The 17,559-nt window shown below is 66.4% G+C and carries 11 protein-coding genes and 2 pseudogenes; 6 read left to right on the forward strand and 7 right to left on the reverse strand.

Going from position 1 to position 17,559, the window contains the following annotated elements:
* The 3 genes and pseudogenes from D9599_RS28435 to istA all read right to left on the reverse strand — a co-directional run.
* Positions 1-1,842: Eco57I restriction-modification methylase domain-containing protein (locus D9599_RS28435; RefSeq protein WP_375373091.1), on the reverse strand; the 1,842-nt coding region annotated here is incomplete at its 3' end.
* 100 nt (positions 1,843-1,942) lie between these two features.
* On the reverse strand, positions 1,943-2,722 hold the full coding sequence (istB, locus tag D9599_RS28440) for an IS21-like element helper ATPase IstB (protein WP_198384659.1): 780 nt from the start codon (positions 2,720-2,722) through the stop codon (positions 1,943-1,945).
* Positions 2,712-4,233: pseudogene (istA, locus tag D9599_RS28445) on the reverse strand (IS21 family transposase). Before istA ends, istB begins: the two are co-directional and overlap by 11 nt.
* An 866-nt stretch (positions 4,234-5,099) precedes the next feature.
* Between istA and D9599_RS28450 the strand changes: the two are divergent.
* Together D9599_RS28450 and D9599_RS28455 are read left to right on the forward strand one after the other, a co-directional pair.
* Positions 5,100-6,068: a GNAT family N-acetyltransferase gene (locus D9599_RS28450; protein WP_198384660.1), complete on the forward strand. Its 969-nt coding sequence runs from the start codon at positions 5,100-5,102 to the stop codon at positions 6,066-6,068.
* Positions 6,026-7,276 carry an FAD-dependent monooxygenase gene (locus tag D9599_RS28455; protein ID WP_198384661.1) on the forward strand — a complete coding sequence of 417 codons (1,251 nt, stop codon included), beginning with the start codon at positions 6,026-6,028 and terminating at the stop codon, positions 7,274-7,276. Before D9599_RS28450 ends, D9599_RS28455 begins: the two co-directional genes overlap by 43 nt.
* A 228-nt stretch (positions 7,277-7,504) precedes the next feature.
* Here the strand turns inward: D9599_RS28455 and D9599_RS32595 are convergent, their stop codons facing one another.
* The 3 genes and pseudogenes from D9599_RS32595 to D9599_RS28465 all read right to left on the reverse strand — a co-directional run bounded on the left by D9599_RS32595 (position 7,505) and on the right by D9599_RS28465 (position 9,046).
* Positions 7,505-7,816, reverse strand: a complete 312-nt coding sequence (locus D9599_RS32595; RefSeq protein WP_375373092.1) for a recombinase-like helix-turn-helix domain-containing protein — start codon at positions 7,814-7,816, stop codon at positions 7,505-7,507.
* A gap of 43 nt (positions 7,817-7,859) precedes the next feature.
* A pseudogene (locus tag D9599_RS32600) lies at positions 7,860-8,294 on the reverse strand (recombinase family protein); the annotation flags it as partial.
* On the reverse strand, positions 8,294-9,046 hold the full coding sequence (locus D9599_RS28465) for a DUF3489 domain-containing protein (RefSeq protein ID WP_198384663.1): 753 nt from the start codon (positions 9,044-9,046) through the stop codon (positions 8,294-8,296). The pseudogene D9599_RS32600 and the gene D9599_RS28465, both read right to left, overlap by 1 nt.
* Positions 9,047-9,248: 202 nt before the next feature.
* Here D9599_RS28465 and D9599_RS28470 point away from each other — a divergent pair, with 202 nt between their 5' ends.
* Together D9599_RS28470 and D9599_RS28475 are read left to right on the forward strand one after the other, a co-directional pair.
* Positions 9,249-10,232 carry a tripartite tricarboxylate transporter substrate binding protein gene (locus D9599_RS28470; RefSeq protein ID WP_255531700.1) on the forward strand — a complete coding sequence of 328 codons (984 nt, stop codon included), beginning with the start codon at positions 9,249-9,251 and terminating at the stop codon, positions 10,230-10,232.
* A 180-nt stretch (positions 10,233-10,412) separates the two neighbouring features.
* On the forward strand, positions 10,413-12,119 hold the full coding sequence (locus D9599_RS28475) for a di-heme-cytochrome C peroxidase (RefSeq protein WP_198384665.1): 1,707 nt from the start codon (positions 10,413-10,415) through the stop codon (positions 12,117-12,119).
* 198 nt (positions 12,120-12,317) lie between these two features.
* On the opposite strand, the gene D9599_RS28480 is transcribed toward D9599_RS28475, so the two are convergent.
* Entirely contained in the window at positions 12,318-12,500 is a 183-nt protein-coding gene (locus D9599_RS28480; protein WP_309228745.1) for a DUF3489 domain-containing protein, read from the reverse strand.
* 1,166 nt (positions 12,501-13,666) lie between these two features.
* On the opposite strand from D9599_RS28480, the gene D9599_RS28490 reads away from it, so the two are divergent.
* Together D9599_RS28490 and mdoH are read left to right on the forward strand one after the other, a co-directional pair.
* Positions 13,667-15,208: a glucan biosynthesis protein gene (locus tag D9599_RS28490; RefSeq protein WP_232481045.1), complete on the forward strand. Its 1,542-nt coding sequence runs from the start codon at positions 13,667-13,669 to the stop codon at positions 15,206-15,208.
* Positions 15,184-17,343, forward strand: coding sequence for a glucans biosynthesis glucosyltransferase MdoH (gene mdoH, locus D9599_RS28495; protein WP_198384669.1), 2,160 nt, complete (start codon positions 15,184-15,186; stop codon positions 17,341-17,343). The genes D9599_RS28490 and mdoH overlap by 25 nt, the downstream gene beginning before the upstream one ends.
* The last annotated feature ends 216 nt before the right edge of the window (positions 17,344-17,559 follow it).

Consider the following 17,559-nt stretch of genomic DNA (forward strand, 5'->3'; position numbering starts at 1 on the left):
GTAAAGGCAGAACTTTGTGCTTTTGTGGACATCAGGAAACCAGATACCTCTGGTGTTTTCAAAACCCACTAACCGCTCAGTGGTGAAGCGGTCAAAGAGTGTGGCGCGGATCGTAGCAACGTTTGCTCCACTGTAGAGGCCCTCTGGCACGAGTTGCGCCACGCGCCCATTAGGCCGGACGTGGTGAAGTGCCGCCTCCACAAACATGCGATAGACGTTCAGGTCGCCCTTCCCGAGATTACCGGGTGCGAAGAGCCGGTAGCGCCCGCTGTTCCTGTAAAAATTGGTCTGCGTGTAGAGAGCGCGGCAGTAAGCATACCAGCGCGCGGCGATCCCGGGGTTCTCTCTTAGTGCGTCGAACGCCGCCGCCTGCTCTTCCTTTGGCATGAACCGGACCTGCGGGTCATAGGACGCGAAGAACTCCTTTGCGTCGGGGCTCGTCGTTTCCCAAGGCGGGTTCCCGCAGACCAGATCGAAGCTGCCGTCTCTCGCGGCGTCAGAAAACTCCAGCGGCCAATGGAAGAAGCGGTAGTGTTGCGCGAGGCGGTCCGCCTCTGCGACGAGGGGCCCGTAGAGTGTCCCACCTTGGAGATAGCGCCAGACGGCGCCCGTTGTCGGGCAGAGTTCTCGGCCCTTGATCTCGCCCATACGCTTTTCAGCGAAAAAGGCCGCCGTCCAGATATCGCAGGTCACCTTCAATCGCCAACCAACAGTGCCGCTACGGAGCGCCTCGAACCTTTCCCGTTTGCGCCTGATCGCAGCGAGGTCATCGTCCGGCTCCTCCGACAGAGCATCTAAGCCGGCCGCAAGGTTGGCAGGCAGTCGAAGGTCAAGGTCCATTGCGGAGTGCGGCGAATCACGCTCGACCTTGTTCAGCTTCCGCAGTGCCGTCGCGGCGGCCTTGTCACCACCGAGGAGCACCTCGTAAGCCTCGTCCGGGATGCCGTCCGCAAGCTGGCGCAGGTCGGTCACGCCGACCAACGCATCGCCACAACGGATATGCGCGTCGAGGAACGACAGCGGGCGGCCGGGCTCGATAGCCTCGATCCAGAGCGCCGTGCGGCAGAGTTCAACAGACAGAGGATTCCGGTCTACACCGTAGATACAACGGCGCACCACCTCGCGCAGCGCCCGGCGGCGGACAGCTTCATCTGGCAGATCACCGTCTGCATCGAATCGTGCCACTGCATCGGCAAGCCGCCGCGCCGCGCCGAGCAGGAAGTGGCCGGAGCGGCAGGCCGGGTCGATGATGCAAAGGCGGAGCAGCGCCTCTCGTGGGTTGGCGCGCTTCTCCGCGACCGTCCTCTCGATCAGTGGATCGAGGCTGGAGCGAAGCAACTCGATCACTAAACTCTCAGGCGTATTGTAGGAACCAGACAATCGCCGCTCGCTCGCGCCCGCATCTCCGGCGGCTTCGTCTCCTGCAAAGGCGAAGGTCCATGGCCGCGTGTCGACGTACACCACGGGATGGAGTTCGAGCAGGCTTTCGTAGACCGAGCCCAACTCCTCCGCCCCCATGTCCCGGTAGTTCACGCGCTGGAGGGCGCCATTGTCTGTGAAGAAGGCCAGTGTATGGACCGCGGCCAGCAGTCGCCGGTTCGGCAGTGCCGCCGCGTCCAGTCGACTGCACTGACCCTCCTCAAACAGGGCCCCGAGAGCGGGCAGTCCAAGCGGCGGCGCACCGCGCGCGAGCGCCCGGAACGTGAGGGGCAGACAAGTCCAGAGATCTGAGTTGCTGTCGTAATAGCGCTTGCGTCGCGCGCGATTACGCAACTGAGAGACGCCGTAGCCCTCGGCATAGAGGGTGCGGGCCTGCGGGGAGGTGTCGGGCGCGTGCAGCAATCCACGCTCCTCGACTGTTGAGTTTCGCTGGGAACTGACCCGGCGTTTTCATCGAGAACTGACCAGTGCAGGCCTATGTCCCGCCGGCTTTAGTGGCGGGTCAAGCGGGTGTTTTGGTCCTCCTGTTTCTGGGCTCGGCGGAGCTGCTCCGGAACCGAAAACTGTCGTTGCCGGTCTCCAGGATGTGGCAGTGGTGCGTGAGCCGGTCGAGCAGGGCTGTGGTCATCTTGGCGTCGCCGAACACGCCATCCCACTCGCTGAAGCTCAGGTTGGTGGTGATCACGACGCTGGTGCGCTCGTAAAGCTTGCTGAGCAGGTGGAACAGCAGCGCACCGCCCGACAAGCTGAACGGCAGGTAGCCGAGCTCGTCGAGGATGATGAGGTAGAGCCGGAGCGGGCGGTCGGCGAGTTGCCCGGCCTTGTTTGCCGCCTTCTCCCCCTCCAGCGCATTCACCAGGTCGATGAGGAAGAGGAACCGGACCTTCTTGCGGCCGTGCTCGATGGCCTGGATGCCAAGGGCCGAGGCGAGGTGCGTCTTTCCGGTGCCGGGCCCGCCGATGAGCACGACATGGTCGGCACTCTCGGTGAACTCCCCCCGGTGCAGCTGCCGCACCGCGGCCTCGTTCACCTCGCTCGCCGCGAAATCGAAGCCTGCCAGATCCTTGTAGGCCGGGAACCGGGCTGCCTTGGTGTGGTAGGCGATCGAGCGCACCTCGCGCTCGGCCATCTCGGCCTTGAGCAGCTGGGAGAGGATGGGCACGGTTGTCTCGAACGCCAGGGCCCCCTGTTCCACCAGCTCGGCGACCGCCTGGGCCATGCCGTACATCTTGAGCCCGCGCAGCATGACCACGAGGGCGGCGCTGGCAGGGTCATAACGCATGGCGCACCTCGCGGTCCCGCAGCGCGTCGTAGCGCCCGATGTCGGCTCGCGGCTCCTGGTTCAGGAAGAGGGCCTGGGGTGCGTCGATGACCGTGGCCGTGTTCGTGCCGTCGGTCAGGCGGTGCAGGACGTTGAGGACGTGGGTCTTGGTGGCGACACCGCCCTCGAGGGCCAGCTCCACGGCGCAGAGCACCGCCCCCTCGTCGTGCTGCAGCACGAGGGCGAGGATGTCCACCATCTCGCGGTCGCCTCCCGGCCGCCGCAGGAGTTGGGCCTGGAGCCTGCGGAAGGCCTCCGGCATCTCGGCGAAGGGCGCGCCATTGCGCAGCGCCCCGGGCTTGCGCTGGATCACGGCAAGGTAGTGCCGCCAATCGTAGACGGCGCGGCGGGGCACGTCGTGCGAGCGCTCGACGATGCGGGCGTGCTCGCACACAACCTACCCCTCGGCCGCCACGACAAGCCGATCGGGGTAGACCTGCAGGCTGACCGGCCGATTGGCAAACGAGGCCGGGACGCTGTAGCGGTTGTTCTCGAAGGCACGAGGCAGGTCGGCGACACCCGCTTGGCGTGCTCGACGAAGCCGTCGAACGCTCGTCCCATCGGCATCAGGCTCGCCTGCTCCAAGGCGTGCACCTCGGCGACGCTGCCCGGCAGAACCCCGTGGGGCAGCTCGCTCCAGCGCTCGATGCAGCGGGCCTCCAGCCAGGCGTTGAGGGCGGGCAGGCCGCTGAAGGCGGCATGACCTGCCAGATCTGCCGCCGGGCGTCCTGCACGTTTTTCTCGACCTGACCTTTCTCCCAGCCTGACGCCGGACTGCAGAACGTCGGCTCGAACAGGTAGTGGCTGGCCATGGCCTGGAACCGCGCGTTGACCTGCCGGACCTTGCCCGTGCCGACGCGGTCCACGGCGGTCCGCATGTTGTCGAAGATACCGCGACGCGGCACGCCGCCCAGCACCCGGAACGCCTCGGCCAGGGCGTCGAACGGCATCTCGTGCGTCTGCAGCTTGTAGGCCCGGATGACGAAGGCCCGGCTGTGCGACAGCTTGGTATGGGCGGCCTGCAGCTTGAGCCGCTTGCCGCCCACCGTCGCCCAATCCTCACTCCAGTCGAACTGGAACGCCTCGCCGGGCTGGAAGGCGAGCGGCACGAACACCCCACGACCGGTGGTCCGCTGCGCCATCTCCCGCCTCGCCTGCCAGCGCCGGACGAAGGCAGCGACCCGCGCGTAGGACCCGCCATAACCCAGGGCCACCAGGTCCGCGTGGATCCGCCGCACCGTCCGGCGCCCCTTGCGGCCCTTGCCCGCCTCCACCCTCAGCCACTCCGAGATCTTGTCGGCGAACGGGTCCAGATGGCTGGGCCGCTCAGGGACCTTGAACCGCACCTCCACGGCGTCCGACCGCAGGTACTTGCGGATCGTGTTCCGCGACAGGCCTGTCCGCCGCTCGATCCCGCGGATCGGGATGCGGTCCCGGTGATGCCACCGGCGGATCACACTCAACAACTCCATGTCGATCACTCCGATAACCCCGACCATCCGGCCGGGGAGGTGAACAGACACGGGTCATTTCTCAGCGAAAACTCCGGCCCCTCTCGGGTCAGCTCTCAGTAGAAATCAACAGCCTGGGAGGGTGTGCGGGCGCCAGATAATCTGATCAGCTCGCACGACAATGGCTCTAACTCATCCACGTTCCCACGCCGTGGATTGCTCTGCGTAGCCTCGGTAATTCAGGCGCTCCACTTCGCGTCTCAGACGCTGGCCGAGAGGTCACGTTGAGCCGCGGCCATTACGGTTGGAGGCAAATCCCAGTTCACCAGTGGAACGGCGAGCCATCAAACATGCGTTTCCACCTCGGCGGGCCACTCATTAATTCTATGCCCCCTGGTGAGATGTGCACTAACCCTGGATGTGTGTCTGCGACACTCTGGTTGGGCTGTGCTCCCGATCCCCAACCTGCAGTGAGAAGATGCGACCGGCGGCAGCCTGTCAGCGGGCTGCCCAGTGGGAGGTCGGCCATTGCGGTTGTGGATCTACCATTCTCGACGAGCGCGGCTGAACGCCTATGGGCAAGAGCGAGCCGACATGGGAGCGACCGGCACTTGGCGCGATCAGGTCTTCGGCCTCCGCGACCCTGGGCTTGAACTGGCTCGGCGATGACGTACTGGCCCCCTCTGCTCCCTGCTGCTGATGTGAACGACCTAAGCGCCCCGCCGTCGAGCGCAGTTCTGGACGAGTGGGACGAGTTGGTGAGCCGAACGCCGGGAACGGACGTCACGCAACTCTCGGTCTGGGGACGCGTCCGCGCGATGGAAGGCTTCCGGCCGAGATGGGTGTTGGCACGGCGCCACGGCCGTCTCGTGGGTGGAGCCCAAATCATGCTGCGGCGCCTGCCAGTCCTTGGCCATGTCGGCTACGTCGCCTACGGACCGCTCGTGGCGGTAAACGCGCCAGAGCGCGCCGATGTGGCCCGCGATTTAGCCCGTGATCTCGCCCAACTGGAAGACGTACGAATGCTCTTCGTGCAACCTCCCGAAGGCGGCCAAGACTTCCGCGATCATCTACTCAACCACGGCTTCCGTCACTCGACCACACAGGTCGCGCTGCGCGGATCTATACGGATCGACTTGACCCGCGACATCCATGAAATCCGGCAGCGCCTTAGCCCTCGCCTGCGGTCCTGGAGCAGCCGTTGGCCAAGCGTGGGCGTGGCTGTGCGGCTCGGTGACGAGCGGGACTTGCCCCTTCTTGTGGACCTAATGCGGGCCACCGCCGCGGCGCAAGGCTACCACTCTCCCCCAAGGCTGGAGTACCTTCAGCACCTCTACACCACGTTGGCACTCAGCGGCCAGGCTGCGCTCTTCGTGGGCGAAGTGCACGGCAGGCCGGTGACCGCTGACTTGGTCACCATGTGCGGGGGGATGGTCCGCGGCCGGTACGCCGGCTTTGATCGCACCGGGCCAGGAGCACGGCTTAGCGTCCCTGGTGCGGCACGGTGGGAGATGATCCGCTGGGCCAAACAATCGGGCTATCGTTGGCTCGACTTCGGCGGTCTCGCTGACGAGACCCTCCGGGACACGATCGACCTCGGCCGTCGGAGTTGCGCGTCGTGGCCTGGGCCGGACAAGGCTAAGTTATCGTTCGGGGGTGAGCCGTATCGTTATCCCGCACCGGTTGAACTAATCCGGCCGGCGGCGCTGCGACTAGCCTTGAATGCGGTGACGAAGTCAGAACTCGGCCGCCACGGCATGGAACAGGTCCGGATCTGGATGCGGGCGCGCCGCGAGCGAGACTGGCCGCAACGATGGATCAGGAAGCCGCGCGCCGGGAGTACGACCCCGCCGTGAACATCACCTGCATTGGTGGCGGTCCGGCCGGCCTCTCCTTCGCCATAGCCGCTAAGCGGCGGGACCCAACGCATCGAATTACCGTGCTCGAACGACGACCGGAGCACACAACCTATGGCTGGGGGATCGTCTATTGGGACGACCTCCTTCATACGCTGGGGCGGGTCGATCCGCCGACTGCCCGGTCGATACGAGCCAGCTCTGTTCGGTGGGCGGGCCAGCGTGTCTGTGTGCAGGACCACCGACCGGTGCACCTTGGCGGCACCGGCTACGGCATGAGCCGACGACGGCTGATCGACACGCTGGTGGACCGCGCCCGCGACCTCGGCGTCGATGTCCGGTTCGACTGCCGGATCGACACCGTAAGGGTGCACGATGGGGCTGACCTACTCGTCGTGGCCGAGGGCGCTGGCAGCCGACTACGGCGCGCCTGGGGCAACCGGTTCGGCACGGTCGAACGGACGAACCGCAACAAGCACATCTGGCTGGGTTCCACCGTTCCCCTTGATGATTTCACCTTCGCTTTCGAGCGTACGCCGGAGGGCTGGATCTGGTTCCACGGATACAGATTCGAGCAGGGACGGAGTACTGTGATCGTCGAGTGTGCCCAGGAGACATGGAAGCGGCTCGGGTTCGCCTTGGCCGATCCGCAGTCCTGCCTAACAGAGCTCGAACGCATTTTCGCCAGGCACTTGGCCGGCCACCATCTGGTGTCCCAGCAGAATGGGTCGGCGTTTGCCGCTTGGGACAGCTTCACGACGGTCACCAATATGCGCTGGTACCATGACCACGTCGTTCTGGTTGGCGACGCCGCGCACACCACGCATTTTTCGGTGGGCTCAGGCACCCGGCTTGCCGTGCAGGACGCGATCGCCCTCGGCGACGCCATCGCCGAGCGCCGCCCCTACGAGCTCGACACTGCCCTGCAACACTATCAGAACTGCCGGCTTGCATCGGTCCGGGCGTTGCAGGCTGACGCCGCGCGCAGCGCGGACTGGTTCTCCGCCATCGATCGCCTCACATCGCTGGCCCCGATCGACTTTGGCTATTCTCTGCGAACCCGCCGCGAGCTAGGCGGGTCGCTCGACACAGTGGACCAGACTTCGCTCCGATACCAAATGCATTTGGCAAGCCAGTGGTGGCTCGGGCGGGCCATACGACGCGCGGTCTCCCGAGCGAGGACCGCCGTGAGCAGGCGGATAACGTGATTGGGTCTCTTGGCCCAAGCTGATCGAGAGAACCACCGGCGATTGGGGTTGCGAGCTTTGCCCATCTTCGAAGCATGACGCACCACATGGCCATATAGGTGTGCATCGCACCGCTTGGCGCGAGGTGAGTGATCGACACGGTCCGGCCCTGAGCCCATAGCGGCTGAAAATCCGGATGGCTAGCAGCAAGCGAACTATTCGGCCGCCGGTAGCGGCAGCTTTCGCCGCTCAGTCATTCAAATGTGGGCTTTCTGGTCTCGGGCAGGCCAAGACATACGAGCGGCGATCTGCTCCGGGTGGACAGTGCATTAGCGGCAGCCCGGCTCCAAGCCGTCCGATGACCCGCGCGACAGTTGTGTGGGTCCACACCGCGCCCCCCGGTGTTGGTACGCCTCTCTCCGTCAGCGCTCGCGCTACTCGCAGGTTCGTGGTGAACCCTTCGGCCCGGATCGCCTCCACTTCCAAAGCAAGCCGGTGCGCCGTGCGGAATGCTTCCTCTTGCCGGGCCTGAGCCGCTGCTACTGCGCACGGCGGTGTCACCGGTCTCCACCCTCGATCCCCACCGAGTACCGCCCCACGCGCGTGCCGCCGCCAGCGCTGCCCTCGTGTGTTCTGAGATCAGCTCCCGTTCCCTCTGAGCCATGGCGGCGTAGACCCGCATCATCAGATCGTCGGCCCCTGGCATGTCGGCGGCCCGGATAGAGATGCCCTCTTCCAGCAGCCCCGACAGCGTGGGAGCGCGCCTAGTGATCCGATCGAGGCGCGCTGCCACCAACACCGCCCCGAGCTGCCGGCATCGCATCAGTGCCGCCTGGAAGCCAGCCCTGTGGTCGTCCTTGCCCGAGGCTGTGTCTTGGTGCTCGGCAACCAGCACCCAGCCCTCGCGCTCGACGAAAGCCCGGACGCTCGCCTGCTGTGCCTCGAGCCCCAGACCGCTATGCCCCTGCTCGGCGGTGGAGACCCGGTACAACGCCACCGCGTAGCGGGGTTGGGTAGCGGAACGACGGAGGGTAGCCATCAGCCCTGCTCCCCGGCGGCAATGCGGTAGACCGAGTAGCTGCCCTTCGCACCCTGGGCTCCCGGCCCGACCTGCCGCACCCGCTCCAGCACCTCGACGGCGTGGCCCTCCCCCTTCAGCCCGGCCATGAAGCCGCGCACCGTGTGGGGAGCCCAGCCGGTCGCCTCCATGACCTGGGCGATGGTGGCGCCCTCGGGCCGAAGCAGGAGGGTCAGGATCGCCTGCTGCTTGGTGCCCTTACGCGGGAGCCGGAAAGCGGAAGGGTTACAGGCCGACCGACTTGCCCGGCTGCGGCCCAGGGCGACCCTGAGCGCCTCGATGGAAGCCGGCAGGGCGGAGCGTCCTACTCCCGCATCCCAGGCCACCAGCAGGGCGGTTGCGGCGTTTCGCAACGTGCTGCGAGGCTGTGGCTGGGCAGCAGGCGCAACGGTCGGCACTTGGGCCTCTGGCTCGGCCGCGTTGGTCTTGCCTGCCTCCCTACCCTCCTGCGCCACTTGAGCGGCCTCTCCGGCCGGCTCCGCCATACTCGGCACACCAACTGCCGTCAGCCTGGCTGCGGTGATCCGCAACATCGTTGTAGCGCTGCCACCTGGATCGGGAACCTCCTCCAGCAGCCCGGCCCTCAGCATGCTCTGAAGCACTGAGTTCCGGGCGGCAGCAGGCAGGTTCGAGGGCGCTTCGGCCAGCCTTGCCTGGTGCTGGGCAGCAGCAGAGAGGATCTGCACCTGGGTGGGAGAGAGCGGCTTTGTCATCGTCAAGATCCCTGGGGTGGACCCGATCAGCCGGGTCCCACGACCCAGAGCCCTGCCGAGACGCGGCCAGGGCGACACGGGGGGTTTTACCCCACCGTGCCAACGACTCATCGGTCGGTCGGGCGCATAAGCCAAGCAAATGAAGCGCTTGCGCTGGTGCAGCGAGGGCGCAACCATTCCCAAAAATTGGGAGGTCATCGTCATGTTCCGTCGGGCTGTACTAGGGTTAGCCCTTGCCGCATGCCTGAGTGCGCCGGCGTCCGCATATCCCGAACGCACCATCACCTTGGTGACTGGCTTCGCCCCGGGTGGCTCTACTGACGTGACAGCGCGCCTAGTCGCAGATCGGCTGGGACCAGCCTTGAACAATGGCCGGGTCGTCGTTGAGAACAGGCCTGGTGCGGCAGGTATCGTCGCAAGCGACTGGTTCCGGCGTCAGCCACCGGACGGCTACACCCTCATGCTGGTGGAAGCCTCCTCCCACGCGCTCGCGCCCAACGCGGTTCAGGGCGGAACGCGCTACGACGTGATGGCAGATTACACTCATATCGCGATGATCGGCACCGGCCCGATGATCATCGTCGTGCCCCCTAGCTTTCCGGCCCGCACGCCGGCCGAGGCGATCGCGCGGCTCAAGGGAGCACCGCCCGACACCATGCCCTTTGCCTCCTCCGGCGTCGCCTCCATGCCGCATCTCTCGGCGGAGATGTTTGCCTCCGTCCTCGGGCTCGGCAGCAGGTTTCCACACGTGCCCTACCGGTCCGGTGGGCTGATGGTGGAAAGCATCGCGCGTGGAGAAACGCAGTGGGGCGTGGCCGTGCTTGCCTCGGCGGCTGGCCAAGTAAATGACGGGCGCGTTCGGGCCGTGGCGGTGACAGGCCTCGAACGCTTCCCCTCCTTCCCGGACGTCCCGACGTTGGCCGAGTCTGTCCTTCCCGGCTTTGATCTGGAGAACTGGTTCGCGATCATCGGGCCACGCGGGATGCCGCCCGAGGTCACAGCCGAACTCAACCGCGCGATCCGCTCCGTGATCGCCGAGACCCGGCTGCAGGAGCGCCTACTGGTCGCCGGCGTCGCTCCGTGGACGAGGCCGAACGAGCCGAAAGACACCACAGCCTTCCTCCAGGCAGAACTCGCAAAGTTCCGCACCGTTGTCGCAAGGACCGGAGTAAGCCTGGATCCCTGACGCGAGCGCGCCAGCAAGTCCTCGGAAACGGTGGAACGCTGCGCGCCTGCCGAAGAACCCAATGGAGCCCGCTGCAGGGGAGCCAATTGTTGGGCTACGATGATGAGGCGCAATTTCTTTGCTGATGAAGAACGCGCTCTGTAACGTGGCTTGTCGGAAAGAAGACAGGAGGCACGCCTGATGATTCCCATGAAGGGAGGCGTCAGGGCCTGGGTTGCCCTCAGCCTCGCTCTCGTCGCCGGTTGCGCCGATCTGCCTGCCTACCGCCCGGTCGGTGACCTGACCTTCGCTGAGCAGAACTGGACCGATGCTCAACGCCGTTGGTTCTATCACACGTCCCAGGGCACCCGCCTGATGCCGATGGCATGGTTTCTAGCCCTGGAACAGCCGGAGCTTAGCCTGACCGGCGCACCTCGCTTTGCAGCACCAGAGTATCTTGCCCGCTTCGGTTTCCTACCGGATCCCCCGTCGGCCACCAATCCGCAGGGCCTGCCCGTCGGCTTCGCTCCTGACGACCGCTTCGTGGGGGAGGAGGACAACGCCCCGGAGACAATCGTCGGCCTCACCTGCGCCGCCTGCCATACGGGGCAGATTGAGCGTGGCCGCCGTGCTGTCCGAATCGATGGTGGCCCGGCGATGACCGACACCGCCGCTTTCCAGCGCCAGCTAGGCGTCGCACTGTTCCTGACACAACAGTCGGAACCCCGCTTTGGCCGTTTTGCGGCAACAGTGCTAGGCGCCGGAGACACTCCGGATGCGAGAGACCGGCTCAAGGCTCGCCTGGACCGCGCCATCGCCTCTGGACAGGCTGAGAGCGGGGTAGCGCGACAAGATGGCCTCTACCCTGTCGCAGAGGGCTTCGGGCGCCTGGATGCCCTTGGCCGCGGCGGGAACTTCGTTTTCGGCACGTTGATGAACGATCGGCGCAACTTCGCCGTGGCGGATGGCCCGGTGAGCTATCCTGCCCTATGGGACGCACCCTGGTTCGACTGGGTCCAGTACAACGGTTCCATTCGTCAGCCGATGGGCCGCAACGTCGCGGAGGCCATGGGCGTGCGAGCGGGCACTAAGCTGTCTGGCACACCCGAGGAGCTTTACCGCTCTACAGTACGGATCGAAAACATCCACGCCATGGAGCTTCTCCTGGCCGGCCCTGTCCCGGGCGCTGGGCTACGCGCGCCGGCATGGCCCGAGGATCTGCTCGGCCCCATCGACCGCACGGCTGCTGCGCGAGGAGAGGCGCAATATCGTCGTCTCTGCGCCGGATGTCACGAGGGTCGCTGGGAGATGGCCGAGACCTCTTCGGGAGAGGTGCCACGACCTGAACTGCGTATCACCATGGTCACGCTTGAACGCATTGGCACTGACCCAAAGGCAGCAATGAACTTTATCCGCCGCCGGGCCTTCCCAAGCCGAAGCGCCACAGAGCAAATCTCCGCAGCTGAAGGCTTGCAGACGGTCACGACCGGGGTCATCCAGGCTTGGTATGAACTGAATAATATTCCAGAAGCGCAGCAGCAGGAGATGAACGGATTCCGCCGCAATGAATGGCGCGCCCCTGCCGCTTACCGTGCGCGTCCGCTGAACGGGGTCTGGGCGACCGCACCATATCTGCACAATGGGTCGGTGCCGACGCTGTATCAGGTGCTGCTTCCGGCCGAGCGGAGGGACGCTGTCTTCTTCATTGGCAGCCGGCAGTTCAACTCCCGCGAGGTCGGCTTTGAGACAGCCCCGTTTGATGGCGGCTTCCGCTACGACACCAGCATTCCGGGTAATTGGAACCGCGGTCATGAGTTCCGGGATGGCCCACACAACAATGGCACGATCGGTCCCGCACTGACCGATGATCAGCGGTGGGACCTCATAGAGTTTCTGAAGACGCTCTGACCCTGCTTCTGAAGCATTCTGGCTTTCCGCTCGTCTCACCAGTCCTTCGTCGCTGCTTCACAACTGGCAGCGGACGAGGGGCCCGCAGTTGCCTTGGGTGCTTTTGATCCAAGGCAACGGTGCTCCTGTTGAGCGGCGAAGGCCCGGCACAGCATCACCGCATAGCGGCGTTCTGAAAAGACCGGCGCGGAGTAGCCATCAGCCTCCCTCCCCGGCGGCGATGCGGTAAACGCTGAAGCTGCCCTTGGCGCCCTGAGCCCCTGGCCCGACCTGGCGCACCCGCTCCAGCACCTCGATTGTGTGACCCTTCTTCTTCAGCCCAGCGAGGAGGCCGCGGACGGTGTGCTGTACCCAGCCGGTCGCCCCCATGATCTGGGCGATGGTGGCGCCCTATTACCCGCCCAGGAAGGTGAGGACGGCTTGCTGCTTCGTACCCTCGCGTGGGCCGCGCGGGGTGGAAGGGTCACGGGCCGCGCGGGTTGCCTTAGCCTGGCCGAGGGCGGCGCGCAGGGCCTCAACGGCGCTGGGCAGGCCGAACTGACCCTCTCCCGCATCCCAGGCCACCAGTAGGGCGGCTGCGACGTCTCGCAGCGTGCTGCGAGGCTGTGGCTAGGAATGGGTGCAATGGGCGGCATCCGGGCCTCTGACGCGGCCGTGCTGGGCTTGCCTGCCTCCCTCCCCTCCTGCGCCACTTGATCGGCCTCTCCGGACAACTCCGCCGTGCTCGGCTCGCCGACCGCTGCCAGCCCGGCTGCGATGATCCGCAACAGCGTTGTAGCGCTGCCATTTGAATTGGGGACCTCCTCCAGCAGCCCGGCCCTCAGCATGCTTAGGAACACCGCATTCCGAGCGGCAGCGGGCAGGTTCGGAGGCGCTTCGGCTAGCCCTGCCAAGTGCTGGGCGGCAGCAAAGAGGATCTGCACCTGTGTGGGGGAGAGCGGCTTCGTCATTGTTAGGTCCCTGGATCGGACCCGATGAGCCGGGTCCTACGACCCAGAGCCCCACCGTAAGCCGGTCAGGGTGCACGGGAAGGAAGTTAGCAACCCGCGGCTGACTATTCGCTCCAGGTTGACGAGCAAGCAATCGCTTCCGCGCCCTGTCTCTACATGTGAACGGCCAGCCTGTCGGAACTCACCGAGGAGCTTGGCGCGGCGATGCAGCCGGGCCAGCCGCACCACGATGGCAATACCGTGCTGAAGTGATGCATTGGCAAAGTGGTCGGGCACCTCGACGCCCAGGGCGGCGCTCACCCGCGCAAGGCTCGGCCCGAGCAACAGCTCGGTGCTGCCGTGTCGCTTACCATGGAGCGTTGGCGTGCCAACAGCGGCGAGGGCAGCGAGGCTGACGTGGACGTCATCCTGACCGCCACCGCTGTTCTTGAGAGGTTTCTACAAGGCTGAGTACTGCTCACCCACACCTTGACGGTGCTGCCGCTTCGGCGCGCGTCAGGTGGAATGCGCTTCGCTGCCCAGAGGAAACCAATTCCGCCGCGCATCTTTCTATGGATTGAGGCCAGCACCGCAAGCTGCCCGGACCTGGAGAACCATTTGAACCGCCGCGCCATCCTGACCGCTCTCTCCATGGCTGGGCTGCTTCCAGGGGTTTCCCCCGCGAGCATCCGCGCCGCCCGAGCCGCCGACGCGCCCACACACCTCTTTGATGACACGACCGTGCGCGAAATGGCGCGCGAACTGGCGTCAAAGCCCTTCGCCGCGCCGGACGAGCGCTTGCCCGGCCCTCTCTCCGACCTCGGGTACGACCAGTACCGCACGATCCGTTACGACGCGCAGCGTGCGCTGTGGCGCGACCGGAACCTACCCTTCCAGATGCAACCCTTCCACCGCGGCTTCCTGTTTAAGCAGAAGGTGGAGTTGTTCGAGGTGGCGGAGGGCCGGGCGAGCCCCATCGCCTACGACCCCGCTGCCTTCACCCTGTCCGAGGTCGGCGGGGCACCAGCGGGCGACCTCGGCTTCGCGGGCTTCCGCCTGACCCACCCGATGAACCGGGCCGACCATTTTGACGAGGTAGCTGCCTTTGTCGGCGCCTCCTATTTCCGGGCTGTGGGCAGGGGGCACATCTATGGGCTCTCCGCGCGCGGCCTTGCGATCGGCACTGCCGAGCGCTCCGGCGAGGAATTTCCGGTGTTCCGCGCCTTTTGGCTCCAGCGCCCGCAGGACGGAGGCTCTTCGGCAGTCGTGCACGCGCTGCTGGATAGCCGGAGCACCACGGGCGCCTTTCGCTTCACCATCCGTCCGGGGGAGGAGACGGCGTTCGACGTGGAATGCCGCCTTTACCCTCGCGCAGAGATAAGCACGGCGGGCATCGCTCCGCTGACCAGCATGTTCTTGCTGTCCCCATTGGACCGCCTGGGCACCGACGATTACCGTACGGCCGTGCACGACTCGGACGGCCTGATGCTGTCCACCGGCCGGGGCGAGGCGATCTGGCGGCCGCTCGCCAATCCGCGCGAACTCCAAGTGAGCGTTTTCGCCGATGCTAATCCGCGCGCCTTTGGCCTGATGCAGCGCCGCCGTGCCTTCCACGATTACAACGACCTCGAGGCCCGCTACGAGCGGCGGCCCGGTGCCTGGGTAGAACCGATCGGCGACTGGGGCGAGGGCGCGGTGCACCTGGTGGAGATCCCGACCAGGGAGGAAATCCACGACAACATCGCCGCCTTTTGGCGCCCCAGGGCCCCGCTACGGCCCGGGCAGGAGTACAGCTACGTCTATCGCCTTCACTGGACCTCGGCGGCGGCCTTCGCGGCGGGGGGGCGCCCGGCGCCCGCGCAGTTCCAAGAGGCCCGGCAGGGCGGCAAGCCCCAGCAGCAGGGCACGCGGCTCTTTGTGCTGGAGGTAGCGGGCGGGCGCCTTGCAGCCCTGGCCGGGGGCGCGCAACCGGCTGCGGAGGTTTCCGCGAGCGCCGGGAAGATCGAGAACGTAGTGGTGCAGCGGAACCCGGAGACGGGAGGCTGGCGCCTTTCCTTCGAGCTCATGCCGGGCACCGAGAAGCTGGTCGAGCTCTGGGCCCGGCTGAAGGATGACGAAGGACCGCTGAGCGAGACATGGCTCTTCCGCTGGACACCTTGACCCGCCGGGAGGCCGGCGCGCCGTCGCTGGCCGCCATGCCCCCCGAGGCGCCGCTGGCTATGCCCGTGCAGGATTTCCGCGAGGTGCCTAGGCCGGTACCCGCGCCCGGCACGGGGCCGCGCGGCATGGGCTGGCGGCGCCTCGCGGTATTCGGCGCCGCCCTGCTGCTGACGGCCTTTGGCGCGCGGGAGATGGCGCTGGTCTTCGGCGTCGAATCCGTGCTCACGCCCGGCGCGCTCGTGCTCGCGCTCTTCGTGCCGCTGTTCGGCTGGATCGCACTGTCCTTCGTCAGCAGCCTTTGCGGCGTGCTCAGCGTCGTCTCAGGCGGGGGATGGGCGCTGGGGATCGACTCCACGGCGCCGTTGCCCACGCCGGCCTCGCGCACGGCGTTGCTGATGCCCGTCTACAACGAGGACCCGCGCCGCGTGCTGGCAGGGTTGGAGGCCATCCTTGAAGCGCTGCGCGGCGCCGGGCGTGCGGATGGCTTCGACCTGTTCATCCTGAGCGACACCACCGATCCCGACGCCTGGGCGCGGGAGGAGGAGGCCTTCCTCGCGCTCCGCACCCGTACGGGCGGTGGGGAACGGATCTTCTATCGCCGCCGCGCGAAGAACACCGACCGGAAGGCTGGCAACATCGCAGACTGGGTACGCCGCCACGGCGGAGCCTATCCTCAGTTCCTGATCCTGGATGCGGACAGCGTGATGTCCGCCGAATCCCTGGTGCGCCTTGCCGCCGCCATGGAGGCACATCCGCAGGTGGGTCTGATTCAGAGCTTGCCGGTAATCGTGAATGGCCGCTCGCTTTTTGCCCGCATGCAGCAATTCGCGGGCCGCCTCTACGGGCCGGTGATCGCGCACGGCATTGCCTTTTGGCACGGGGCGGAGGGCAACTACTGGGGCCACAACGCCATGATCCGCACGGAAGCCTTCGCGGGCGCGGCGGGGTTGCCCCACCTGCCCGGCCGCAAGCCCTTCGGCGGCACGGTAATGAGCCACGACTTCGTGGAGGCTGCGCTGATGCGGCGCCGTGGCTGGGGCATCCACTTCATCCCGGCCCTGCCAGGCAGCTACGAGGAGAGCCCGCCGGCCCTGTCCGACCTCGCGATCCGCGACCGGCGCTGGTGCCAGGGCAACCTGCAGCACCTCGCCGTACTGCCGGCACGGGGGCTGCACCCGATCTCGCGCTCGCACCTCCTGGTCGGGATTGGGTCCTATATCACAGCACCGCTGTGGCTGCTGTTCCTGATCTCCGGCGTCCTCCTGGCCCTTCAGGCGCGCTTCGTTCTACCGGAGTACTTCTCCACAGGGCCCACGTTGTTCCCCAACTGGCCGATAGTCGATCCCGTGCGCGCGAAATGGGTGTTCATCGCCACCATGGGCCTGCTGTTGGTGCCCAAGCTGCTCGCCTGGGGCGCTATGCTGGCCAACCGTGCGTGGCGGCGCGGGCATGGCGGGGTGCTGCGCTCGCTGACCAGCGTGCTGATTGAAACCGTGCTCGCTGGGTTGCTTGCACCTGTGACCATGCTTACCCAATCCACCGACGTCGTCTCAATCCTGCTGGGACGGGATGCCGGCTGGTCTGCTCAGGTGCGGGACGACGGCGTCCTGCCGATCAGGCAGGTGGCACGCCTCTACTGGCGGCACACCGCCTTTGGACTAGCCTTCGGCGTCGCAGCCTTCCTCGTTTCCCCTTTCCTCGCGGCCTGGATGTCCCCGGTCGTACTGGGACTGGCGCTGGCCATCCCGCTCGCAGCCTGGACCGCACGCAGGGGGGCTGGGCAGGCGCTGCGCCGGGCCGGGCTGCTGCTGATTCCGGAGGAGCGCGACCCTCCGCCGATCCTCGCGCGCACGGTGGCCTTGCGCCAGGATTGGGAGATGCTGGCGCCGGAGGGCGAGGCGGTGGCGCGACTGCGTGCCGATCCCGTGCTGCTAGCCGCGCACCACGCGATGCTGGCGCCGGCAACCCAGGCGCGGCCTGGCGCGCTTGATGCCTCGCTGGTGATGGGCCGTGCGCGCGTGGCGGCGGCCACGTCGCTGGTGGAGGCGCTGGATGCCCTCACCCGCGCCGAGAAGGCGGCGCTCCTCGCGGACAAGGAGGGGCTGGACGCGCTGCTGGCGCTGCCCGGCCGATGAGCGAGGCGCCGCAGTTCCCACGCTGCACTTGACCTTGTTGCATTGATCAGGGCGCTGGACCCAGCGATGCTAAGGGCCCCGACATTCAGGCCGTACACCCGTATTCCGGGCGCCCAAGGTCCAACATGCAGTTCACGCAGCTCGGTGACGATAGCCACCTCAGTCGCTTAGCGTCCGTCTGTTTTCTACCGCAGGCTAAAGAGGAGCGTGCTGATG

Origin of the sequence: Roseomonas sp. KE2513 (assembly GCF_016107305.1) — a bacterium.
In the GTDB taxonomy this organism is placed as follows: domain Bacteria; phylum Pseudomonadota; class Alphaproteobacteria; order Acetobacterales; family Acetobacteraceae; genus Roseomonas.